Source organism: Oscillatoria sp. FACHB-1406, from assembly GCF_014698145.1.
Classification (GTDB): Bacteria; Cyanobacteriota; Cyanobacteriia; order Cyanobacteriales; family Spirulinaceae; genus FACHB-1406.
Window position 1 is genome coordinate 214965 of the sequence record NZ_JACJSM010000004.1, and the last position, 23241, is coordinate 238205.

17 protein-coding genes are annotated in these 23241 nt (G+C 48.8%); 10 read left to right on the forward strand and 7 right to left on the reverse strand.

Going from position 1 to position 23241, the window contains the following annotated elements:
• Positions 1-58: 58 nt before the first annotated feature.
• Positions 59-2038, reverse strand: a complete 1980-nt coding sequence (locus H6G50_RS06690; RefSeq protein ID WP_190714507.1) for a ShlB/FhaC/HecB family hemolysin secretion/activation protein — start codon at positions 2036-2038, stop codon at positions 59-61.
• A gap of 70 nt (positions 2039-2108) precedes the next feature.
• On the opposite strand from H6G50_RS06690, the gene H6G50_RS06695 reads away from it, so the two are divergent.
• The 3 genes from H6G50_RS06695 (at position 2109) to H6G50_RS06705 (ending at position 5501) form a co-directional block, all read left to right on the forward strand.
• Complete coding sequence (locus H6G50_RS06695) at positions 2109-2399, forward strand: hypothetical protein (protein ID WP_190714509.1); 291 nt, start codon at positions 2109-2111, stop codon at positions 2397-2399.
• A 165-nt stretch (positions 2400-2564) separates the two neighbouring features.
• Positions 2565-4304 (forward strand): GUN4 domain-containing protein, encoded by a 1740-nt coding sequence (locus H6G50_RS06700; RefSeq protein ID WP_190714511.1) that lies wholly within the window; start codon positions 2565-2567, stop codon positions 4302-4304.
• A 645-nt stretch (positions 4305-4949) separates the two neighbouring features.
• Positions 4950-5501 (forward strand): transposase, encoded by a 552-nt coding sequence (locus tag H6G50_RS06705; RefSeq protein ID WP_190714513.1) that lies wholly within the window; start codon positions 4950-4952, stop codon positions 5499-5501.
• Positions 5502-5984: 483 nt separating this feature from the next.
• Here the strand turns inward: H6G50_RS06705 and H6G50_RS06710 are convergent, their stop codons facing one another.
• Positions 5985-9668, reverse strand: a complete 3684-nt coding sequence (locus H6G50_RS06710; protein WP_190714514.1) for a HEAT repeat domain-containing protein — start codon at positions 9666-9668, stop codon at positions 5985-5987.
• 179 nt (positions 9669-9847) lie between these two features.
• Here H6G50_RS06710 and H6G50_RS06715 point away from each other — a divergent pair, with 179 nt between their 5' ends.
• Both H6G50_RS06715 and pcrA read left to right on the forward strand, forming a co-directional pair.
• On the forward strand, positions 9848-11164 hold the full coding sequence (locus tag H6G50_RS06715) for a sorbosone dehydrogenase family protein (RefSeq protein ID WP_347239890.1): 1317 nt from the start codon (positions 9848-9850) through the stop codon (positions 11162-11164).
• 183 nt (positions 11165-11347) lie between these two features.
• Complete coding sequence (gene pcrA, locus H6G50_RS06720; protein WP_190714515.1) at positions 11348-13681, forward strand: DNA helicase PcrA; 2334 nt, start codon at positions 11348-11350, stop codon at positions 13679-13681.
• A gap of 54 nt (positions 13682-13735) precedes the next feature.
• Here pcrA and bchI read toward each other — a convergent pair whose 3' ends face one another.
• A complete protein-coding gene (bchI, locus tag H6G50_RS06725; protein WP_190714516.1) occupies positions 13736-14815 on the reverse strand; it encodes a magnesium chelatase ATPase subunit I in 1080 nt (359 codons plus the stop codon).
• Positions 14816-15083: 268 nt separating this feature from the next.
• Here bchI and H6G50_RS06730 point away from each other — a divergent pair, with 268 nt between their 5' ends.
• Both H6G50_RS06730 and H6G50_RS06735 read left to right on the forward strand, forming a co-directional pair.
• Entirely contained in the window at positions 15084-15335 is a 252-nt protein-coding gene (locus tag H6G50_RS06730; RefSeq protein ID WP_190714517.1) for a hypothetical protein, read from the forward strand.
• Entirely contained in the window at positions 15332-15745 is a 414-nt protein-coding gene (locus tag H6G50_RS06735) for a type II toxin-antitoxin system VapC family toxin (RefSeq protein ID WP_242032735.1), read from the forward strand. Before H6G50_RS06730 ends, H6G50_RS06735 begins: the two co-directional genes overlap by 4 nt.
• Positions 15746-15832: 87 nt before the next feature.
• Here the strand turns inward: H6G50_RS06735 and H6G50_RS06740 are convergent, their stop codons facing one another.
• The 4 genes from H6G50_RS06740 to H6G50_RS06755 form a co-directional block, all read right to left on the reverse strand.
• On the reverse strand, positions 15833-16879 hold the full coding sequence (locus H6G50_RS06740) for a M42 family peptidase (RefSeq protein WP_190714518.1): 1047 nt from the start codon (positions 16877-16879) through the stop codon (positions 15833-15835).
• 166 nt (positions 16880-17045) lie between these two features.
• Positions 17046-17969 (reverse strand): ornithine carbamoyltransferase, encoded by a 924-nt coding sequence (gene argF, locus H6G50_RS06745; protein WP_190714519.1) that lies wholly within the window; start codon positions 17967-17969, stop codon positions 17046-17048.
• 148 nt (positions 17970-18117) lie between these two features.
• Positions 18118-18714 carry a tetratricopeptide repeat protein gene (locus tag H6G50_RS06750; RefSeq protein ID WP_190714522.1) on the reverse strand — a complete coding sequence of 199 codons (597 nt, stop codon included), beginning with the start codon at positions 18712-18714 and terminating at the stop codon, positions 18118-18120.
• Positions 18715-19022: 308 nt separating this feature from the next.
• On the reverse strand, positions 19023-19184 hold the full coding sequence (locus tag H6G50_RS06755; protein ID WP_190714524.1) for a hypothetical protein: 162 nt from the start codon (positions 19182-19184) through the stop codon (positions 19023-19025).
• A gap of 119 nt (positions 19185-19303) precedes the next feature.
• Here H6G50_RS06755 and H6G50_RS06760 point away from each other — a divergent pair, with 119 nt between their 5' ends.
• The 3 genes from H6G50_RS06760 to H6G50_RS06770 all read left to right on the forward strand — a co-directional run bounded on the left by H6G50_RS06760 (position 19304) and on the right by H6G50_RS06770 (position 23226).
• The gene (locus H6G50_RS06760) at positions 19304-20095 is read left to right on the forward strand and encodes an SAM-dependent chlorinase/fluorinase (protein ID WP_190714526.1); all 792 of its coding nucleotides are present in this window, start codon (positions 19304-19306) and stop codon (positions 20093-20095) included.
• Between the two features lie 262 nt (positions 20096-20357).
• The gene (locus tag H6G50_RS06765) at positions 20358-21647 is read left to right on the forward strand and encodes a serpin family protein (protein ID WP_199302739.1); all 1290 of its coding nucleotides are present in this window, start codon (positions 20358-20360) and stop codon (positions 21645-21647) included.
• A gap of 226 nt (positions 21648-21873) precedes the next feature.
• Positions 21874-23226 (forward strand): filamentous hemagglutinin N-terminal domain-containing protein, encoded by a 1353-nt coding sequence (locus H6G50_RS06770; protein WP_190714528.1) that lies wholly within the window; start codon positions 21874-21876, stop codon positions 23224-23226.
• Positions 23227-23241 lie beyond the last annotated feature (15 nt).

Genomic DNA, 23241 nt, shown 5'->3' on the forward strand with positions numbered 1-23241 from the left:
CGTAATTCGTAATTCGTAATTCGTAATTTATCATTCATTATTCCCTATTCATTATTCATTAAAAAGGTTGAAAGCGAATCGAAAAAGTAATCCCGCGATCTTGGAGGGCGGTTCCTGGCGTAGAAATCGGGATTAAAGGAACCCCCCAATCCAAACGAGCGGACAACATTCGATTTAATTGCCAGCGCAAACTTACTCCCGTACTGGCAATAACGCGAGGATCGGGATTCGGCAGCAAGCGATCGTCGTAATTCCAAACCATTCCATAATCGATAAACGGTACTAATTGTACGACCCCAAATTTGCCCGGATCTCGCAACACCGTAAAACGTAACTCTACCGAACTCGTAAAACCGCTATCTCCTACTCGTTGATTGCGGCGATATCCCCTCACTGTATCGTCGCCGCCTACGCTAAATTGTTCGAGAGAAAGGAGAGAATCGAAAGCAATTTGGGTTCCTATGCGCGCGACTAAAGTTGTATCGGGGCTGAAGGCTTCTACCCACTGAAACTGACCGTTCCAAGTGATAAAATCGCCATCAACCCCCGTATTGTTGATGGTAGCATTCAGCCAATTCAGACCAAAATTAAACTGCGATCGCGCTGCGAGAACGCGAGTTTCCGATCGCTCCACCCACTCCTGACTTAACCGCAAAACGCTGGTTTTCGAGTGACCTTCCTCCGGCCCCAAGGAAAAAGAAAAAGGGATATCGTTGAAAATATAGGTTTGACTTTGGCGCAAATCCAGCGTCGCCCCGATCGCAACTTCCGTGCGAGGAGTCCGATAAAGGGGATGGCGAAACCCGAATGAAAGCGTGTCCGATTCCGAACGGATGTTGAGATCGGCAAAGGGCGGCTCGATAATTTTGCTGCGGCTGTTGCTATAACTAATACTAAACGTTCCATCGTAGGGGGTGATGGGAATCTCATAACCGAGACTGTACTGCGTTAGCCCTTTCGTATCGCGAACTCGAGCGCTGATGCGATCGCCATATCCCGCAAAATTATTATGACCGGCAAAGACGGTAACGCTATTTTCCCCCACGCTGGGCGAATCAGTATTTTCCCCGATAACGCCCGCACTAAAAGCCGCCGCTTCCTTCACTTGCAAGCTTAATATGCTCAAACCCGGAGCGGTTCCCGCCGCAAGTTCGGCGTTAACCCGTTCGATCGCGCCATCCTGTTGCAGCAGTTGCAATGCGGTTTCGAGCCGTTGCACGTTCAACGGCGGTTTCGCTGCGACCTCAATGCGACTGCGCACGTAACTTTCGCGCAAACGCTCCAAACCCCGTACCTCAATGCGCTCCAGTCGTCCTTCTGCTATCTGAATTCTTACTATACCTGCGGTTAGCTCTTGCGGCGGCAGAAATGCCCCCGATGTCGCATAGCCCGCGCTTACATATAACTGCGTAATTCTGGAACGAATTTCCAGGAGGTCGTCATAATTTGCCTCTTTTCCGATAAAGTCGCTGACTGCTGCCTGTAGTTCTTCCTGGGAAAATACGGTGCTACCCAACACTTCAATTGCACGGATGCGAAAGACGGCGTTACCGGGAGTCGTAGGACGGGGGGGAGTGGAGGGCGGGGCGGAGGGGAAAAAGGGACCGGCGGGCGGTTCGGGAATGTCGGGAAGGGGAGTGGGATTGGAGGGAGGCGGTTCGACGGTTCCGGGGGGCGGCAGGGTTTGGGCGAAATCGGCAGGTGGCAGGCAATTGCTGTCATTTTCGGAGGGCGATACACAAGGGAAGTTCAAAGTCGGAGTTGCTTGCGCTTCCTGTTGTTCCTGCTCGGGTGGGGCGGACAGTCCCTCAGTCAGCGGTTCTTCTTGGTTTGGCGATATTTGACTGGGGAGAAGATTCTCTGTAGGAGGTTGCAGCGCGATTTGCGGAACCGAATTGGGCGGCTCGAATTGGGCCAATGCTGTGGAAGGAAAGCCCGCACAGAATAAACTCGCGCGCGCAACAAGAGTGTAAAATTGTTTGACGGTCATATGGTAGAGACCCCGCGACGCGATCGCCGTAGCTCCCCCCGAAGCCATCGGCAAACAAAGACAATAGTTTAACCGATCTAGCGCTCGGTTGTTCTATAGGCTTGGGGTGATTTTTGGGGTGCTACAATCCCTTCTACGCACGCTTCCTGCTGCTTACTGTCGTCCATCCCAGTCGTTGCAATTTCTGCAAGGATTCGTCCATCGATCGCGTTTCCTCCTGGTAATTTCAGTAGAGTATAAAAGCACTATTCTAAAACGCCGTTTGCGCGTCGATCGCTATTCACAAATGCAACCATTTGTCAACCAAAAAGCTTGTTCTCGCCTTGCTTTAATGGAGTTGATTGGCAGGCGGCGCGCGATCGCCCGAAGAAGCCGCCGCTACCATAATCTCTTTGAGTTAAAAAAATAACTTCAAATTGGTAATGCCTACCATCTTATATTCTTTTACAAAAAATAAACCAATAGAATAATTGTCGGGTGTGTTAGCAAAGCGTAACGCACCGATAATGTTGGTACTCCAAAGCTGTTTGAGGCATAATGGCATCTGAAGATAAGAAAAGAGCGATCGCGAGTTATGGGCTGGCAGGATATCAAGCAGAAAGCGTGGAAGATCGGCAGTAAAATCTTCGGCTCCATTGTCGGAGCGACAGCTTCATTTGTCGGGAAGAAAATCGTTAGGGAAACAATACCAATTTCTGGCAACGATCGAGTTATTGCGACTATTCTCGCCGCTAATGACACCGCAATGCAAGCGTTTGCGATCGTGCAAAACCAGTTAGCAAAAGTACAGGCGCGGCAGAACCAACTTAAGAAAACAGAGTTGATGCTGGATGCGACGATCGCTAAAGAAAATCTCGCCGTCACCCAACAAAAATTGGCTCATAAAGCCCAGCTTGCCCGTCAAGAACGAGAACTCAAACTCCAACTTAGCAAATTATGGTGCAATCTGAAACGAGAATTGCAGCAAAACGAATTTCAGCAGCAAAATGACTTACAAGCGCGGCAAATTCAAGCCGATTGGGACAAAACTAAACTGCCAACAATTTTTAGCCGTCATGAATTAGAAAAGTTAGCAGAAGATACCCAACGTCCTTTGTTTGTCTGTGCCAAAATGCAGATTACTGAAGGTTGCCCGAATTACTTTCGGACAGAACTCGCCGCCGAAACCGAAAGTCAAATCAAAACTTTTGCCAATTCTGTCTTTAAGGAAGAAGTGCGCTTTTACAGCCGCTTTTTTGATAACGAAGCTATTTTTGATACCAATGCAGCGCAATTACAGAATATTATTCCCCAAGTTCCTTGTGTAATGAGTTTCAGTAAAGTCACGCGCCGCAGCGCTCATTTACACTACCAATTGTGGGGCAGCCAAAGCGCTAAGATTTTGCACGGACATCTCGATCTTGAAGTGCCTTGGCGGGATTTAGCACAACAGTTGCAGGGGGAGTTGGCTGGGGAAGCGATTGATGATGACGATTTGTACGAAACGATTGGGGATTGGTTGACGGCGTTGCAGAAAATCTATGCTTTGTTTGCGATCGATCTTTATCAAATTGTGGATGGCGAAGATCCGTTTTATTCAGTGAAGTTAGAAAGCATAGATTGTGGTTTACCCGAAACTATTGCACGACAATTTATTTCCCCTTTAGTCGCCGTTTTGCAGGAGGTTCAGACTCAACGCCTTCAAGCTTTTAATGAAGAGTTGCACCGCCCGCCGAACGAGAGCGAACAGCAGAGTCACAAAGCATCAAGTCAAGCACGGGAAGAAGCAGTATATCGAGAAGTAGAATATCAGCCTTTAACAAATTTTACCTCCGCGCGGGGAATGGAATTTGAGTATCAAAAACTGGATGAATTGTTAGTCGCCCAAAAATGGCAGACGGCGGATGAGTCAACTCGCGAACTGATGTTACGAGTTACAAATCGGATTGCCGAAGGTTATTTAGACGCAGAGAGTATTGAGGCTTTTCCCTGTGAAGATTTACGAACCATCGATAAACTTTGGGTAGAACGTAGTGGGGGTAAATTTGGTTTTAGCGTTCAGAAAAAGCTGTGGCAGGAGTGCGGTGGTAAAATTGATAAATATGATGACGAAGCCTTTAAAAAATTTGCTACAAAAGTGGGTTGGTATCAGCCTCATAAATTTGGGGGAACGTATAATGAGTTTCTGAACGATACTGATAATGGAAAAAATGCCCGTTACGCAGCCTTTCCTGCAACTATTTTGGGTTTGTGGTGCGGTTGGGGTTGGTGGGCAGGGGGCAAGAATAGAATATTTTATTCTCTGGTGCAGAGAATTATAAGCTGTAGCAAATAACAGTATTTTGGATTTCTCAGGAATAAAGAATAGAATATTTATTGATATGCGTGACGGCGCAAAAAAATTACCTGCTAATTCGTAGGGTGTGTTAGCGAAGCGTAACGCACCGAATAGAACGGACTGGTGCGTGACAGCGCAAAAAAAATTACCCGCTAATTCGTAGGGTGTGTTAGCGAAGCGTAACGCACCGATTGAATGGACTGGTGCGTTACAGCGCAAAAAAAATTACCCGCTAATTCGTAGGGTGTGTTAGCGAAGCGTAACGCACCGATTGAACGAATTGATGCGTGACAGCGCAAAAAAATTACCCGATAATTCGTAGGGTGTGTTAGCGAAGCGTAACGCACCGATTGAACGAATTGATGCGTGACAGCGCAAAAAAATTACCCGCTAATTCGTAGGGTGTGTTAGCGAAGCGTAACGCACCGATTGAATGGATTGATGCGTGACAGCGCAAAAAAATTACCTACTAATTCGTAGGGTGTGTTAGCGAAGCGTAACGCACCGAATAGAATATTATCGGTGCGTTACGGCGCGAACAAAATCTGCCTCTTTTCCGCCCGGTTTAGCCCGCGCCTAACGCACCCTACGCGATAACCTGTAGGCTAACGCACCATTCTATCAATCTAAATAACTATAAAAATGCCCAACTACAGAAGAATTACCCGAACAGGCGGCACGTATTTCTTCACTCAAGTCACTTACCAACGCTACCCTTGGTTATGCAGCGATCTCGGACGTTCTACACTTCGAGCAAGTATTGAAAAAGTACGCGAAAAATATCCATTTTTGATTGATTCTTTTGTTCTTCTACCCGACCATTTTCATTGTATCTTAACACTTCCCGAAGGCGACAGCGACTATAAAACTCGGCTGCGACTTATTAAAACTTTTACCACTAAGAATTTTAAAGAAGAATTTAATGTAGAACTGAAAACAACGACCTCTCGTCAAAAACGTCAAGAAAGAAATCTTTGGCAACGTAGATATTGGGAACACGCTATTCGAGATGAAGAAGATTTTGCTCGACATTGCGATTATATTCACTACAATCCCGTGAAGCATGGTTTATGTACAACACCCCAACATTGGCGATTTTCTAGCATTCATCGCTTCATCACTAGCGGTATTTATCCCAAAGATTGGGGATGCGAGTTTATTCCAGATATTCCGATGAATGTGAGGTATGAATAATTGTAGGGTGCGTTAGCGACAGCGTAACGCACCGATTGAATGGATTGATGCGTGACAGCGCAAAAAAAAATTACCCGCTAATTCGTAGGGTGTGTTAGCGAAGCGTAACGCACCGAATAGAATATTATCGGTGCGTTACGGCGCGAACAAAATCTGCCTCTTTTCCCCCCGTTTAGCCCGCGCCTAACGCACCCTACGCGATAACCTGTAGGTCTAGTAGGGTGGGCAGCGCCCACCAGCCAAGATTTTCAGCGTTTAGAAACGTACATTTACAGGCCAGTAGCGCTATATTTAACCCGTTTCAACGGGTTTCAGCTAATCGCTGTGGAACTTGAGTTCCTGGCGGGCTAAGTGTTTCACCTTAAGTTGACACGAATGAAACAAAATCTGCCTCTTTTTCCCCCGGTTTAGCCCGCGCCTAACGCACCCTACGCGCTGTCATGAATCGGCGGGATAACATCTCGCAATTTCTCGGTCTGGGTTCTACCATTTTGCTAATTCCTGCTGCGCCCATACACGAAATTGTTCGTCCGCGTCGTTGGCAGCGCGGTCTTGTAAAATGGCGAGGACGCGCTCTTTTCGCTCCGGATTTTCTTCTCCAAACTTGACCCATTTAACGAGGTTTTTTAGCGCAACCTGTCGGGGATTCGTTTGCCGATCTTGCTCGCGGATAAAAGGGTCGTGGAGCGCGCAGGCACACAAGATTGCAAATGTTTCTCCGTCGTCTCGGTAATGTTGGGCTAACGCTTCCATTGCGGTCCGTCGCACATACCAATGTTCATCAGTGGTGGCGCATTGTTTGAGGATGGGCAGGGTATCGCTGTCGTCTCGGTAATGTTGGGCTAAGGCTTCTACTGCTGCCCGTCGCACGCTCCCATGTTCATCAGTGGTGGCGCGTTGTTTGAGCCAGGGGAGGGTATCGCTGTCGTCTCGGTAATGTTGGGCTAAGGCTGACACTGCTGCCTGTCGCACGGTCTCATCTTCATCAGTGGTGGCGCGTTGTTTGAGGATGGGCAGGGTATCGCTGTCGTCTCGGTAATGTTGAGCTAAGGCTGACACTGCTGCCTCTCGCACGGTCTCATCTTCATCAGTGGTGGCGCGTTGTTTGAGGATGGGCAGGGTATCGCTGTCGTCTCGGTAATGTTGGGCTAAGGCTGTCACTGCTGTCCATCGCACATACCAATATTCATCAGTGGTGGCGCGTTGTTTGAGCCAGGGGAGGGTATCGCTGTCGTCTCGGTAATGTCGGGCTAAGGCTGACACTGCTGCCCGTCGCACGTTCCAATGTTCATCAGTGGTGGCGCGTTGTTTGAGCCAGGGCAGGGTATCGCTGTCGTCTGGGTAATGTTGGGCTAAGGCTTCCACTGCTGCCCCTCGCACATACGCCTCTTCATCAGTGGTGGAACGTTGTTTGAGCCAGGGCAGGGTATCGCTGTCGTCTGGGTAATATTGGGCTAAGACTGTCACTGCTGCCTGTCGCACGTTCCAATGTTCATCAGTGGTGGCGCGTTGTTTGAGCCAGGGCAGGGTATCGCTGTCGTCTGGGTAATATTGGGCTAAGACTGTCACTGCTGCCTGTTGCACATACGCCTCTTCATCAGTGGTAGCGCGTTGTTTGAGGATGGGGAGGGTATCGCGGTCGTCTGGGTAATATTGCGCTAAGGCTTCCACTGCTGCCTGTCGCACGTTCCCAGATTCATCAGTGGTGGCGCGTTGTTTGAGGAGGGACAGGGTATCGCTGTCCTCCCGGTAATGTTGGGCTAAAGTTTTTATTGCTGCGTATCGCACGAACTCATCTTCATCAGTGGTGGCGCGTTGTTTGAGGATGTGCAGGGTATCGGAGTGGTCTTGCCAGGTTGTCGCGACGGTCTTGACGGCTTGAGCGCGAATCATGGCAACTTTCAAAGCCTTTTTATACCACTCCTCGTAAGCGTAGGGCAAATCGTAACTAATCAAACTGATAACGCGCTCTCGCACTTTCCCATCAATCGCCGCAATCTTCCCCCGTTCCCGCACCTCCTGCAAGCAACTCGCCGCAAAAAACACATTCTTAAACTCTTCTTCTTCCCGCTGCAACAAATCTTCCAAAATCTCCCCCACGAACCGCGCATCCAACATCGCACAAATCAGCCGCAACACTTCCTGCCACGCCTCATCCCGCCAGTGCTGCCCGAAAACTTCCGCCCTCAACTGCTCCAGTGTCAGCGTCCGCGTTTCTTTAAACTCCCACACCAAATCCCAAGCGCAGAAATATTCTAAAAAAGTGCGATGGACGAAGGCATAATAATCGCTGCCCAAGGAACACAAAATAAAGTTTCGCTCTCGCAACTGCTGCACGAGCAACCGCGCCACCGTTCGCGCGTCTTTAATTTCTTTTTCCTTTAAAAACTCCTCGATCGCGGCTTCGAGTTGCTGCACGGCAATGATATTTCCTGCTAATCCTTTCTCGCTAGTTTGGAGCATCCGAGCCACCCGCCGCAGCATGGCTTGTTTGTCGCGAAAATCGATCGCCATCGGATCCAATTTTTGGTCTATCAGTTGCCGCTCGATATCCCACTGATGCAACAATAACTGGGAAGCTTGGGCGTAAAGTTGTTCCCTATCTCTGGGTAATTCTCGACCGCGATTTAAAATTGCCATCATCGTCAGCAACAAGGGATTCCCCGCCAGTTCTCGAATCGCTTTCGAGGTTTTGATGGCTTTAACAAATCGTTCTTGCTTGCGCTGGCGTTCCTCCCAACTGGGGTAAGTTCGTTCGTGCCAGCGTTGAATAAAGTCTTCGATTTGTTCGTTCTCTAAGTCCTGAAGCAGGAAGTGGGAAAAACCGGCATCGCGCAAGCGCTGCGCCTTATAACCAATTACGCGCGAGGTGACAATGGCCCGGACTTTATCGTAGGCTTGCGTGAAGTTATGAATCTGATTAACGACATCTTCTCGTAGGCTTCGGTCAAAAATTTCATCTAAACCGTCGAACAAGATTATCGCGTTGCCTGCTGTTAATTCTTCTACCAACTGATGCTGGTTTAAATGGTTTACCCAACCGCTACTGTGGTTAACAAACTCCAAAAAGTTCTTACATTCTCCTTTTTCTCGACTGCGGATATAAGTTCGCAGTTCGATGAGAAGAGGAACGGGAAGATTGGGCAATTCTTCAATCTTATGTTCTGCCCATTCCAAGGCGATATACTGCAACAGCGTCGATTTTCCGGAACCGGGATCGCCGAGAATGACTAAATAAGAGTAGCGAGAGTCGGCGAGCAATTCCTTCACCGATTGAATCGATTGTTGGCGATAACTTTCTTGATGTCGTTTAAGCTGTTCTAAACTCAGTTCTTTTTCCAGTTCGCCTCGTTCTGCCAGTTGCCGCTGTAACTCTTTAGGGAGTTCGTAAACCTGCGGCAAATATTCCCGACATTCCCGCACGTTCTGCGGCACGAACATCTGCCACAATTTCAGTTCGTTGTAGGCGTAGCCGGTAGCCTCTAAACTTTCGAGTTTCAGGTTAGCGTAGCGTTCTTTAATCGTCTCTGCATACTTGGCGAGGTCGAAGCTGGGAATAATCCCCGCTGTTGCTCGACTATTCTTAGCAACCGTCAGGCGGTTATCAGAATCAAGCTGCTCTCGTAGCTCGCGATTTTTAAAAACAATCGCTTCAACGCGATCGCGATATTGTCTTTCAACGTTCTGCCAGTTAAACCCTTCCGGTAAGGCGGGAACTTCGGGTTTGGGGTTGAGATCGCGAAATAAGAGAGGCGCTTTTTCTTGCAACTTTTGCGGGGCAATCCGTCTCGAAATTGAGGGAGAGGGTGCATTCTTTAATTCCGCCCAACTTTCCCGCAAAACTTTCAGGTCGAGGCGCGAACTTTTGGGCGGAAAAACGCGGCTGAGCGCTTGACAAACGGGCTTTAATCGAATAAACTTGGATAAAGGTTTTTTATAATGGGAAAAGGTGTCGCCCTGTAACCCCTGTCGTTGCAATTCTTCTAAGAAGGCAGTGCAGAACGCGCCCATCGCTTCCTTAACCGCATCCTTAGCAAACGGTTTCGCGGCTAAACTTTCTGCATCCTTAATCCGGTCTTTAAAGAAATCCTTAACGTAATCTTCGATCGCGCCTTTGCCCAGATCGGCGATAATAGCACCGACAGCGAGGGTGATGGGATCGAGCATATAGCAATCAACTCCTTCCTTCAAGACCGAAATTATCCTGGCAACAACCGTTATAGACGGCTCGCTCCTAGTCTAGCTTTACTCAAAACTTAGCTCATGGGTATTGGTGTAAGATCTGAAGTCTTGTAGGGCTTATCCCCGATCTCGATTTCTCGCTCCTTTTCCGGCTCTGTATTGGTATGATGCGATCGCATTTCCTCCTCCCCCTTCTCCTCCTCACCGCTTGCGGGACAACCCAGCCAGCAGCCGTCAACCCTGCGACTCCCAGCGATCGAGCGGAAAGCGCAACGCCCGAAACCGCAGCAATTTCCACGCAACCCCTCACTCCCGAACCAATTCGCATCGCCCTCAAAGACTTGCCGCCGCCCTTCGCCACCCGCAGCGCCTCCAAATCGCCCCGAGTCGTCCCCATTCCCCAAAACCCCACCTTAAACGTCCCCGCCGGGTTTCGAGTGAACGTTTTTGCCGATAACCTCGAAAATCCGCGCTGGTTAGCGCTGACTCCCTCCGGCGATGTCCTGGTGACGGAGACGCGCGCCAACCGCATTCGCCTGCTGCGCGACAAAAATGGCGATGGCGTTGCCGAAGTTCGCGAAACCTTCGCCGACAGCAGCAATGGTTTAAAGATTCCGTTTGGGATGGCATTTGCGGGCGACTCCTTCTTCCTGGGGAACTCCGCCGAAGTTCGCCGCTATCCTTACCCCGCCAATGCAACCCAACTCAGCGGTAAAGGCGAAAAAATTGCCGATCTTCCCGGCGGCGGTTATAACCAGCATTGGACGCGCAATGTCGTTGCTGCGCCAGATGGTAAAAAACTCTACGTTTCCATCGGTTCGCGTTCTAATGCCGATACCGAACCGCTTCCCCGCGCTTCCGTGCAAGTGATGAACCTCGATGGAACGGCGCAACAAACCTTTGCTTCGGGGTTGCGAAATCCGGTAGGACTCGATTTTAATCCCGCGACGAAAGAACTGTATGCAACGGTGAACGAACGGGATGGATTAGGAGACGATCTCGTTCCAGATTACCTGGCGCGCGTGCGTTCTGGGGAGTTTTACGGTTGGCCTTTTGCTTATTTAACTCCCAATCTCCTCGATCCGCGCCACGTTCGCAACGGCAAGAGTAATAACCCGGAACTGGCGGCAAAAACGCAAACGCCAGCGGTGTTATTTGCGGCGCATTCTGCGGCGTTGGGCTTGCGGTTTTATACGGGCAGCACTTTTCCCGAACAATACCGTAATGGGGCGTTTGTGGCGTTTAGAGGGTCGTGGAATCGCGATCGCGGCACGGGATATAAGGTGGTTTTCGTCCCCTTTGAAAACGGCAAAGCCCGAGGCGAGTATGAAGACTTTTTAACGGGATTTTTGCTCGACCCCAACGGCCCGACAACTTGGGGTCGTCCTGTGGGATTATTAGTCTTGCCGGATGGAAGTTTGTTAGTGACGGAGGAAGCGAATGGGCGGATTTATCGGATTCAATACGGTGGTAATTCGTAATTCGTAATTCGTAATTCGTAATTCGTAGTTCGTAATTCGTAATTCGTAATTCGTAATTTATAACTTATAATTCATAGCTCATAGTTCCCCCATTTCCCATTCATGACTCACCATTCATAACTCATAACTCATAACTCATAATTCCTCCCATTCATAACTCATAACTCATAATTCATAATTCCAATGTCTAGCCCCGATTTTCTCGCGCAACTCAACCCTTCCCAACGCCTTGCCGTCGAACATTTTTGCGGGCCAATGCTCGTTGTAGCGGGGGCGGGTTCGGGGAAAACGAGGGCGCTTACCTATCGCATTGCTAATTTAATCCTCACGCATAAAGTTGCCCCGGAAAATATTCTCGCGGTTACGTTTACGAATAAAGCAGCGCGGGAAATGAAGGAACGCTTAGAAATTATTTTTGCGCGCCACTATGCCGAGCAAAAACACCAACAGCGTTTAGAGGTGTTGCCTGCTGAAGAACAGACAAGGTTGCGATCGCGCGTTTACAAAAACGTCACTAAACCCCTCTGGATTGGAACGTTTCACAGCCTCTTCTCCCGCATCCTGCGCTTCGATATTAATAAATATCAGGATGAGAAAGGAAGAATCTGGAATCGTAACTTTTCGATCTTTGACGAATCCGACGCGCAAAGTGTAGTTAAAAATATCGTCACTAAACAGTTAAGCTTAGACGAAAAGAAATTCAATCCTCGTTCGGTTCGTTATGCCATTAGCAACGCCAAAAACCTCGGCTTTTCTCCCGCTGAATATGCCCTAGAAGAATCGAACTATCGCGGGCGCGTTATCGCTGAAGTCTATAACGAATATCAAGCGCAACTGGCGGCGAATAATGCGCTCGATTTCGATGACTTAATCTTAGTTCCCACGCGCTTATTCCAACAAAATGAATCGGTGTTGGGGTATTGGCACAATCAATTCCATCATATCCTCGTCGATGAGTATCAAGATACCAATCGCATTCAATACGAATTAATTCGCCTGTTGGCAACGAATAACGAACCCAAAAAGAGCGAGTGGAATTGGCAGGGGCGATCGGTTTTTGCGGTAGGCGATGCCGACCAATCGATCTACTCTTTTAGGATGGCAGATTATACCATATTATTGGGCTTTCAGGAAGACTTTGGCGATGGTTTGCCGGACGAAGATACGCGAACAATGGTGAAATTAGAAGAGAACTATCGATCGCGCGAAAATATCCTGGAAGCGGCGAACCAACTGATTGAAAACAATACCCAACGCATCGATAAGGTATTGCGTCCGACGCGAGGAACGGGCGAACAAATTTATTGCTACAAAGCCGATAACGAACAAACCGAAGCCCGCTTTGTCATCCAACAAATCTTAGAACTCAACCGACAAAATCCCGATCTCGATTGGGGCAGTTTTGCGATTTTATACCGAACTAACGCTCAATCGCGCGTTTTTGAAGATTCCCTCAGAGGGAAAGTTCCTTATATTGTCGTCGGCGGGTTAAAATTTTACGATCGCAAAGAAATTAAAGACGCGATCGCATACTTGCGCGTCCTCGCCAATCCCTCCGATACCGTGAGTATCCTGCGCGTTATTAATACCCCTCGACGCGGAATCGGACAAACCACCATCGATAACTTACTCAACGCCTCCAAAGAATTAAACATTCCCCTCTGGGAAATTCTCGCTGACGAAACCTCCGTCAGTACCCTCGCCGGACGCGCCGCTAAATCGGTCAATCAATTTGCTAAACTCATTCAGCAGTATCAAGAACAAATTAATAACCTAACCGCAGCCGAAATCGTGCGGGGAATTATGGAACATTCCGGCTACATCGATGACCTCAAAAAACAGGGAACCGATGAAGCCGAAAGCCGCTTAGAAAACGTTTTTGAATTAGTCAATGCTGTCGCCCAATTCCAAGAAGAAAATGAAGAGACCAGCTTAGAATCTTTCTTAGCGAACGCCTCCCTTGCCTCCGATTTAGATAACCTTGAAGAAGGTCAAAAAGCTGTCTCTCTAATGACCTTACATTCTGCCAAAGGCTTAGAATTTCCCGTGGTCTTTCTCGTCGGTTTAGAACAAGGATTATTCCCCAACAATCGTACCCTCGATGACCCCCTCGCCCTCGAAGAAGAACGCCGCCTCTGTTACGTGGGAATTACCCGCGCGCAGGAACAATTATTTCTTTCCCATGCCAAAGAACGGGCTTTGTGGGGGTCGCGCGAACCGGCCGTTCCTTCCCAATTTTTAGGAGAAATTCCTAAAGAATTAGTAGCGAGTAACGCGCGCGCCGCCGCCCAATACCGCCGCCGCAGTCCCCTCTCAGAACAGGAAACCTCCGCCCCTCGCAACGCCGCCCCGACCATCGATTGGAAAGTTGGCGATCGCGTCCTTCATAATATGTTTGGGGAAGGGCAAGTGACGCACGTTTTCGGTACGGGAAATAAAACCAGTCTCTCGATTAAATTTTCCGATTACGGTCAGAAAATTATCGATCCTAAAGTTGCACCGATGCAGCGTTCTTAACCCCAATTCGAGCGGAAGTGCGGGCATCTTGCCCGCCTGAATTCCCTCAAACTCCTAAGACTCTTCGCTGCTTTCGATGCCAAAAACGCGATTAAACGCTTTCTCAACTTTATAACCCGAATCGATCGCTTCCAAGGGATCTTTGCGCAGGCGATGACGCAGACAGAGAACGATGGTTCGGCGGATATCGTCTACCGTTGCTTCAGTGCGACCTTCAAAAGCCGCCAGCGCTTTCGCCGCGCGATTGGTGACAATATCGCCCCGCAGTCCGTCTACATTCAACTCCGAACACACTTCCGAAATATTAACGCGCAAATCGTAATCGAGATTGACTTGGGGGAGTAAATCTCTGGCTTGAATTAAACGTTCTTGTAGTGCATCTTGTTCGCTTTGGTGCTGTTCGCAGAACGCTTGTGGGTCGCGGTCGAATTCCGCACGCTGTTCGACAATTTGCACCCGCAACGCCGGTTCGCGCACCGTGCGGATTTCTGCGTGCATTCCGAAACGGTCTAATAATTGGGGGCGGAGTTCGCCTTCTTCCGGGTTTCCGGAACCGACTAAGACAAAGCGGGCGGGGTGGCGAATCGAGATTCCTTCCCGTTCTACCGTATTCCAACCGCTGGCGGCGGAATCGAGTAGTACGTCTACGAGGTGGTCGTCGAGTAGGTTCACCTCATCTACATAAAGGATGCCTCGGTTTGCCTTCGCCAGCAGTCCCGGTTCAAACGCTTTCACGCCTTCGGATAGGGCTTTTTCAATATCAATCGTGCCGCACACTCGGTCTTCCGTCGCACCGAGGGGAAGGTCAACCATGATGACCTTCTTTTGGACGGTGTTTAAGGAGATACCGTCGGTTACTTTTTGGCGTACCTCGTCACTCATTAACTCCGGGTCGGTGGGGTCGGAGTTAAAGGGGTCGTCGGCGATAACTTCGATTTCTGGGAGGAGGTCGGCGAGGGCGCGGATGGTTGTCGATTTTCCGGTGCCGCGATCGCCCATAATCATTACACCCCCCACTTTCGGGTCGATGACATTGAGTAGAAGCGCCAATTTCATCTCTTCCTGACCGACAATAGCGGTGAAAGGGAAGACAACGCGACGGGTTTTCGGGGGGGCGGGGGCTGTGACTGTCATATTCTCGAGTAGGTTAGGTCGGTAGGTCGCTCGGGCAGAAGCTTTTATTATCGGCTAATTTCGGGCAACGCTAGCAAAAGCGTTTTCTATTGTCTCACTTCGACCCCGCGTTTTGTAAGCCTGGTGCGTCCTGCGAAGTTACATTCGTTCGGAGTCAGCTAAAGACTAGGGATGAGATTAAGGTTAAATTAGTAGGGAGAGCCGCTGGATTTCTCTTTGCAGGAAAGGCGATTCAGCTTAAATTTTAACCCCTAGGGGAGTAAAAACGATGAAGGTCAAAGGAATTATACGCGGCAACACAATTGAGCTTTTAGAATCACTTTCAGTTCTCGATGGACTGGAAATCTTTATTGAAATACCCGATGATATCGCCTTTAATTCAGAGCAAAAATGGGAACAGATAAAGGGGGTTATTGGAGCGTGGAAAGATGATGAAGAAATTAGCAATATTTTTCAGGCGATAGATGAAGAACGTCATGCCGACTTAGGGCAGCCTCTCAATTTCGATAGTTTAAATTGAGCGATAAGTTTTCTATGTATCTTCTCGATACCAATATTTGCATAGCCATTATTCAGGGCAACTCAGCAGTAGTCACTCGATTTCAGGAAAAATACCAGGAATGTTATCTCTCTACGCTTGTTCTCGGAGAACTCTATAAAGGGGTGTATTGTTCGAGCAGAGTCGAGAAAAATTTGCTTGTTCTCAATCAGTTTGCCAACCCGCTAACTAAAGTTAACTTCGATGAAAATGCTGCTATAGAATTTGGTAAAATTCAAGGAGAACTTAAACAAATTGGTAGACCCACCGGACAAATCGATGCACTTATTGCATCAGTGGCTCGCTTCCGTAATGATGTCTTAGTTACAAATAATACCCGTCACTTTATCAATATTGAAAATTTGAAATTAGAAAATTGGTTAGATACTTAATCCATCGCTACTTGAAACATGAAGGTATGGTTCTAAACCCTGAAAGTCTTGTCTCCGAATTACGAATTACGAATTACGAATTACGAATTACAGTTGAGGTGAGGTGAGGTAAGCTTGTAGGAGGGGAATGCAGTTTGCGATCGCGCCTAAGTGGGCGATTTCGTAGCCGTGGGTGTTCTGCGTCGGAAACCCCAAACAAGCCGCCCGCGCGACATGACCGAATTTCATCGCGATCGACGCATCGCTACCAAAACCGCTAATTGCGGCAAATTGTAAGGGAATATTGGCCCAATTTGCTGCCGATTGCAACTCCCGATTTAAGCCTTCATCGTAAATCCCATAACCATCTTGAGACAGCAAGACGGGCGCTTCACCTTCATCAATGGGATATTCAACCGAAAGCGGACAAATTTCTAAGGCAATTAAGGCATCGAGGCGCTGATTTTGGGTGAAGTACAGCGCCCCAATCGCACCGACTTCTTCTTTCGCCGAAGCGACGAGGTAAACATCAACGGGCGGATTTTTCACTCGTTCGGCGAGGGCGAGCAAAATGGCGATCGATGCTTTATTATCCAGGGTATAACTGCCGATATAATCTTTGAGGCGCAGGGGATGTTTGCGGTGCTTGCTGACGACGACGCGAGTTCCGGGGCGCACGCCTGCGGCTTCTAGTTCTTCGTTGCTGCATTTCGTTTCTACCCATACGTCTTCCCAACGCAAGGGGGCGCTATCTTGCTGCGCTTTTTGGGGCGATTCGTGGGAGACGTGGCGCGAACCGAAGGAGAGAATGCCGGGAATGGTGGCAATATCGCCCAGGATATCGACTGCGCCTTCGCCATAAATCCAGGGGAAGGAACCGCCCAATCTGCGAATTTCTAAGCAACCTTTGGGCGTGAAGGACTTGACAATTGCGCCGATTTCGTCTTTGTGTCCGGTGATGGCAACCGCGCCTTCTCCCGTACCGGGAATTTTGGCGATAATATTCCCGGCTGCATCCTGCCAGGTTTCTACGCCTAAAGTTTGGAATTTTTCAAGGAGGACGCGATCGATTTCTGCTTCCACACCGCTGGGAGAATGCAGTAAGACTAATTCTTCAATCGTCTCGAATAGCCAATCGTAGAGTTCTACTGTCATTAATGAATTCCTAAAAAAGTTCGCCAGATTTGTAGTGCCGTGACACACCTTAAATGAGGCTTTAGAAAAACTCTTGAAACCCGATCGAGTAAGCAATAGAACGAGAAACCTATCGCACAGTTTTAGCTGTGTCACGGCACTACGTCTATGCTCGATCGCCGATTTGCTAAACTAGTCCGAGTAAGGCGACGAGTAACGCTTTTTGGGCGTGCATTCGGTTTTCGGCTTGATCCCAAAGACGAGATTGTGCGCCTTCCATGACAGCTTCGGTAATTTCTTCGCCGCGATGGGCGGGCAAACAGTGGAGGACGATCGCGTTGGGGTCGGCAATCTTCATCAATTGTTCGTTGACCTGGTAAGGTTGGAACAGGGGAATGCGATCGCTCGCCGAATCTTCTTGCCCCATACTCGCCCAAACATCGGTATAAAGCACCTGCGCGCCTTCTACGGCGGCTTTGGCATCGTCGGTGACAATAATTTCTGCCCCATCTATGGCTAATTGTTGCGCTTTTTCCACGATCGCGGGATCGGGGCGAAATCCTTCGGGAGTAGCGACGCGCACGTTCATCCCCATCATTGCGCCGCCAATAATCAGGGAGTGCGCGACGTTATTGCCATCGCCGAGGTAAGTTAGGGTTAAGCCAGACAGAGAACCGAGATGTTCTTGTACGGTTAAGAAGTCGGCAAGAATTTGGCAGGGGTGTTCTAAGTCACTCAGGGCGTTGACGATGGGAATCTCTGCGTAGCGGGCAAAGGTTTCTAAGTCCTCTTGTTTAAAGGTGCGGACTGCGAGAATATCGAGGTAGCGATCGAGGACGCGCGCCGTATCGGTAATCGGTTCGCCGCGCCCGACTTGGGTAACATTGGGATTGAGATCGATTGCTTGTCCGCCCAGTTGGTACATGGCAACGGTAAAACTGACGCGGGTGCGCGTCGAAGCTTTATAAAAGAGCAATCCAAGAATTTTATTGCAGGGAGGGAGCGATTTTTGTCCCCCCTTGAGTTCGGAGGCTAGCTGTAGAAGTCCCTGAAGTTGTTCGGAACTCAAATCGGCGATACTGAGAAAATCTTTGCCCTTCAGCGAATCCATAGCTCAAAATTTAGACGACTCAGCGCTTCAATCGCGTGAAGCCTACATTATATGTCGGAAGGTTCCGTTCTTGAAATTTCGAGCATTTTGATTTTCGGGCGGTGGTGTAGTGCGGGTTAATTCTGCCTCTGCGGTTGCGACTGGGTTTTTATCGAGCTTCTAGTTCGGCAATGCGCGCGAGGGCATCCTGATAGTATTGGGTGAGTTCTTGGTTGCGGTAAAGTTCGGCTGCTTTACGAAAATCGGCGAGTGCGCCTTCGCGATCGCCGAGTTGCGCTTTGGATAAAGCGCGATTATAGTAAGCTTGCGCGTAGTTCTCGTTGTAGCGCAGGGCATTAGTATAATCTTCAATTGCGCCGCGATCGTCTTGGGTACGACGTTTGGCAATCCCGCGTCCGAGGTAGGCGTTGGCATTGGTGGGGTTTAGCTGCAAGGACTGGTTGTAGTCCTCGAGAGCTTTGGGATAGTTTTGTTGATTGCGATAGGCGATGGCGCGCCCGAGATAAGCATTGGCGTTCTGCGGTTCGCGTTCGATTAAGGTACTAAAATCCGAGATTGCGCCTTGGTAGTCCTGTTGCTGAAGTTTCTGTACGCCGCGATTGAACAAAACATTCCCGTCTACCTGGGTTTGAGCTTCGGCTCGAGGCGAGAAGGCAGAAGGGACGAAGGAGGAGAGTAGGGGGGAAGTGCTGCCGATCGCGATCGCGATTCCTAGCATTTTAATCAAGTTACGGTTGCGATTCATAAACAAAAAAACACGATTACAACTTCTAACATTCCCCTTCGCAACGCTGGGATACCCCGCGATCGCAAAATGGGGATATCGCCAGTTTAGCTTTATCCCCAATCTCTTGTCTTCTGTTTCAGGGTTTCAATCCCTTTCAACCTTTTTGCTTGCTCCTTGCTGGGCGGAGCGATCGCCATCATAACCCCTTTTTCCGATCGATATTCGATTTAAATTCTAGGATCGGATGATTGCTTCATAATTCTTAATGAAGGGAGCGGGATTTCAGCCGACAAAAAATATCGCTTTCTGCCAATCCCGAACTGGCGTTATTTGAGGTGCAGGTAGCTCGCTTCTGCTTCGAGTTGGCGCACTAACTGCTCGTCTCCTCTAGCGCGAGCGGCTTCCAAGCGGTGTTCTAGGTTTTTCCGCAGGCTTTCGCGATGGTTGACTGCTGCGGTTTTGACGGCTTCTTGACGATTTCTATTCACGGTTGTTACCCCCAGAATGCATAAATTCACTTCACTTCCTTAATATAGCATTTTTAAGCTAAACTGTAGTTTTTGTTACAGAAATTTTTAAACATTTTGTTATATTTGAGGGTTGCGGTATGAACCAACCCAAAATTATTACTCTCCTGAGCGATTTTGGCTGGCAAGATAGTTATGTCGGCGCGATGAAAGGCGCGATCGCGCGCATCAACCCCACCCTCAACATTCTCGATCTCACCCACGACATCCCGCCCCAAGATTTAACCGCCGCCCGCTTTTGCCTGCTGAATACCTATCGCTACTTTCCCGACGGTACGGTTCACGTCGCTGTCGTCGATCCCGGTGTGGGCAGTCGGCGGCGCGCGATCGCCGTACAAATCGCAGCGGGAACGCTTGTCGGGCCGGATAATGGGATTTTTAGCGGTATACTCAGCGAAACGCCCGCCTTCGCTGCGGTAGAACTCACTAACCCCGATTATTGGCGCATTCCTTCCCCTAGCAACACCTTTCACGGACGCGATATTTTTGCCCCCGTCGGCGCGCACCTAGCCAGCGGTACGCCCCTAGCCGAGTTGGGCGACGCGATCGCCCCCGGAACCCTCGTGCAACTGCCCTTCCCGGCGCTAAAACCGACTGCTACGGGGCTTGAGGGCTGCATTCAGTATTGCGATCGCTTCGGCAATTTAATCGCTAATATTCCAGCGGCGGCGGTAGCAGGGAAAAGTTGGTTCCTAAGCGCAGGAGAACGCACCTTTGTGGGTGTAAAGACTTACAACGACGTAGCGAAAGGGGAAAGCCTCGCACTCGTCGGCAGTCACGGTTGGGTAGAAATTGCGGTGAATGGAGGCAGCGCGCGATCGCAGCTTAACTTGGATTGCGGCGCAGTAGTATGCTTGAGAGTGACGGGGTGACGGCGCTTCGACTTCGCTCAGCGCACCGGGTGACGGGGGGACGGGGTGACGGGGAGATTGAGGATACCCAATTTAGATGCGTCTTAGCTTACATAACAGTCGAGCCGAGTTTTTCGGTTCGAGGCTTGCATCCGGGATAATTTTTAATTCTTAATTCTTAATTCCCAAACCTCGTTCCTAAAATTGTAACGGAAGCGCTCTTTTCCGGAAGATACGGCACAGTAGAAGGAAAAGAACGATGGATGCAAAATAGATACTCTTTATGATTAACCCTAAAATTTTAGCAACCGCGATCGGAACCCTACTCCTGTTACTGGGGTGTAGCTTTGCCCAACAACCTAAAACAATGGCTTCAGATCCGATAGTCCCCTCAGCCCAAACGCTTCAAACTCCCGAAATTGCAGACGAACGGTTGCTTGAAGCAAATGCGAAGTTTGGGTTAAACCTTTTCCGACAATTGCAGCAAAAAGATACAGGAAAAAATATTTTTATCTCTCCGACTAGCGTTGCAAACGCTCTCAGTCTTCTGTTGCAAGGGACGGCGGGCGAAACGCAACAAGAAATGCTAAAAGCCTTAGAACTGAGGGACATGACGCTGACTGATATTAATCGCGCCAACCAAACGCTTCATCAACTTTTAGAAAATGCCGATCCGAGCGTTCGAGTTGCGATCGCGAATTCCATTTGGATGCGGCAAGGCGTTGCGTTCAAGCCGGAATTTCTGCAAACGAATCGAGAATACTATAATTCTGAAGTCAGCGAATTAGATTTCAGCAGTGCCGATGCTGCCCCTCGGATTAATCGTTGGGTGAGCGATAAAACTAATAATAAAATTGACAAAATGGTCGATTCAATCGATCCGCAGCAAGTTCTCTTTCTTCTCAATGCCATTTACTTTAAAGGGGACTGGTCGCAAAAATTCGATCGCGCGCAAACTCAAGAAAAACCATTTTTCCTCAATCGAGAGCAAACGGTAAAAGATAGCGATCGCAAAGCTTCGGTTCCCGTTGCCATGATGTCGCAAACGGGAGAATATCGCTACCTAGAAAACGAACAATTCCAGGCTGTAAGTCTTCCTTACGGAAAAGAAGGTCGAATGAGTTTCTATGTGTTCTTACCAAAAAGCAATAGTAGCTTAGAAAGTTTTTACCAACAACTAACTTTAGTAAATTGGCAAACTTGGATGCAGCGTTTCAGCAGAAGAGATGGTAAAATCGAACTGCCTCGTTTTAAACTCGAGTACGAAACGCAATTGAAAGAAGTTCTCGAAACATTGGGCTTAAAAACGATATTCGACCCAAATACTGCTAACTTTTCTAAGATGACCGATGCTTCGGTTGTCGTCGATCGCGTCAAACACAAAAGTTTTGTGGAAGTGAACGAAGAAGGAACGGAAGCAGCAGCAGCAACTTCAATTGGCATCCGCGTAACTTCCATGCCGCCCCCACCTTTCCAAATGACAGTCGATCGCCCCTTCTTTTTCGCAATTCGCGACAATCGCAGCGGCGAAGTCTTATTTATGGGATCGATGCTCGAACCGCCTTCGCCTTAAAGGGTTGGGAATACAGCGATCGCGCGTTGAAATGGTCAGCGGTGTTAAATTTTGAGATGAATTGAGAAAGAAGCAGAAACCTTTTCCGGGTGAAATATTCCCCATTTATAGTACAGAGTTATCCGAAATTTTGATAGGAATCTTTGTATTCTAGAAAGAGAAGTTCTTTAAGTCGAGCTTCTACCTATCTAGATTGGTTAATTTTGCCCCCATCTGCACTTACTTTATGAATCGCGTACGCTCTAACATTTTTGTATTGGCTTTCGGTGCGATCGCGTCTATTCTGTTAGTCGGTAGCTTTACTCTGTGCGCGCGCGCTCAACCGGTCCCCGCAAAGGACGACGCTACGGGAACAACGATTAAAATTGAAGGCAATCAATTCAATATCGAAGGCGGTACGCTTTCAGGCGATGGAAGCAATCTTTTCCATAGTTTCGAGCAATTCGGTCTTGATGCCAACCAAGTCGCGAATTTCCTCTCACACCCTCAAATTCAAAATATTCTCGCCCGCGTTGTCGGTAACGATCCTTCGATTATCAATGGCTTAATTCAAGTTACGGGCGGCAATTCTAATTTGTACTTAATGAATCCGGCTGGGATTATTCTCGGGCAAGGGGCAAGTTTAAACGTTCCGGGCGATTTTGTGGCAACGACAGCAACGGGAATTGGTTTTGGTGGCGATCGCTGGTTTAATGCGTTTGGGGAAAATCGCTATACGACTTTAGTCGGCAATCCCACTCAATTTGCCTTCGATTTATCCCAAGCCAGTGCAATTATCAATGCAGGTTCCTTAAAAACCGATAATGGTAGCGTTGCCCTAATTGGGGGAAAAATTGCTAATACCGGAAGGCTAGAAACATTGGGCGGAAATGTTGCGGTTGCTGCTGTTCCCGGAAGTAGTTTAATCCGCATCTCGCAACCGGACAACTTATTAAGTTTAGAAATTGCCCCGCCTCGCGATACAAATGGTGTTATTCTCCCGTTCGCGGCGCGCGATCTGCCCGAACTGTTGACCAATTCTAGTAATTCTAATATAGACACGGGATTGAGCGTTGATTCCAACCGGAACGGGCATATATTCAATCCTGCCCCCAAACCAACTTTAGAACCCCAGAGTATCGCGATCGGCACATTAACCCCTCCCAACAACGACAGTGTGGTAAATCCGCTAAGCGTTATTGTGGTGTTGTTGGAAAATGCTTCTTTTGTCTTGCCGCCGCCCGGAGAGCGGCCGCCCGATCCCGCGCCTGGAGGACATTCTAGTAGCTCACTGTCCCCCTTAAACCCGATTTCATCCCCTGGAGGAACGCCCGATGCGAGCAACCTATATCCGGATGTAAGTCGCTCTGTATCCTCTGTTATAGACGATACACCCCAGACTTCCGTACCGACAGGAAGCGACAATCGCCCTTCCATTACGCCCGCAGGTACAGCGGAGAACGCTGAGATATTGCCCGTTCAAAGCAGTTGTGCGAATGTCGATATTGAAACCTCAGAGGGTGAATTTAGTCGAGGGTGTTCGATGCCTGCATCAGTGGAGGAAAAGCCAATTTTGGATATAAGCAATGTTGTACCGTAGCGTTAAAAATTAAAT

Bases quoted from the DNA above. Each gene is read 5' to 3' on its own strand.
- H6G50_RS06700 (WP_190714511.1), top strand. From the start codon at position 2,565: ATGGGCTGGCAGGATATCAAGCAGAAAGCGTGGAAGATCGGCAGTAAA.
- bchI (WP_190714516.1), bottom strand. From the start codon at position 14,815: ATGACAGTCACAGCCCCCGCCCCCCCGAAAACCCGTCGCGTTGTCTTC.
- H6G50_RS06760 (WP_190714526.1), top strand. From the start codon at position 19,304: ATGAACCAACCCAAAATTATTACTCTCCTGAGCGATTTTGGCTGGCAA.
- pcrA (WP_190714515.1), top strand. From the start codon at position 11,348: ATGTCTAGCCCCGATTTTCTCGCGCAACTCAACCCTTCCCAACGCCTT.
- H6G50_RS06740 (WP_190714518.1), bottom strand. From the start codon at position 16,879: ATGACAGTAGAACTCTACGATTGGCTATTCGAGACGATTGAAGAATTA.
- H6G50_RS06730 (WP_190714517.1), top strand. From the start codon at position 15,084: ATGAAGGTCAAAGGAATTATACGCGGCAACACAATTGAGCTTTTAGAA.
- H6G50_RS06770 (WP_190714528.1), top strand. From the start codon at position 21,874: ATGAATCGCGTACGCTCTAACATTTTTGTATTGGCTTTCGGTGCGATC.
- H6G50_RS06690 (WP_190714507.1), bottom strand. From the start codon at position 2,038: ATGGCTTCGGGGGGAGCTACGGCGATCGCGTCGCGGGGTCTCTACCAT.
- H6G50_RS06715 (WP_347239890.1), top strand. From the start codon at position 9,848: ATGATGCGATCGCATTTCCTCCTCCCCCTTCTCCTCCTCACCGCTTGC.
- argF (WP_190714519.1), bottom strand. From the start codon at position 17,969: ATGGATTCGCTGAAGGGCAAAGATTTTCTCAGTATCGCCGATTTGAGT.
- H6G50_RS06705 (WP_190714513.1), top strand. From the start codon at position 4,950: ATGCCCAACTACAGAAGAATTACCCGAACAGGCGGCACGTATTTCTTC.
- H6G50_RS06765 (WP_199302739.1), top strand. From the start codon at position 20,358: ATGATTAACCCTAAAATTTTAGCAACCGCGATCGGAACCCTACTCCTG.
- H6G50_RS06710 (WP_190714514.1), bottom strand. From the start codon at position 9,668: ATGCTCGATCCCATCACCCTCGCTGTCGGTGCTATTATCGCCGATCTG.
- H6G50_RS06750 (WP_190714522.1), bottom strand. From the start codon at position 18,714: ATGAATCGCAACCGTAACTTGATTAAAATGCTAGGAATCGCGATCGCG.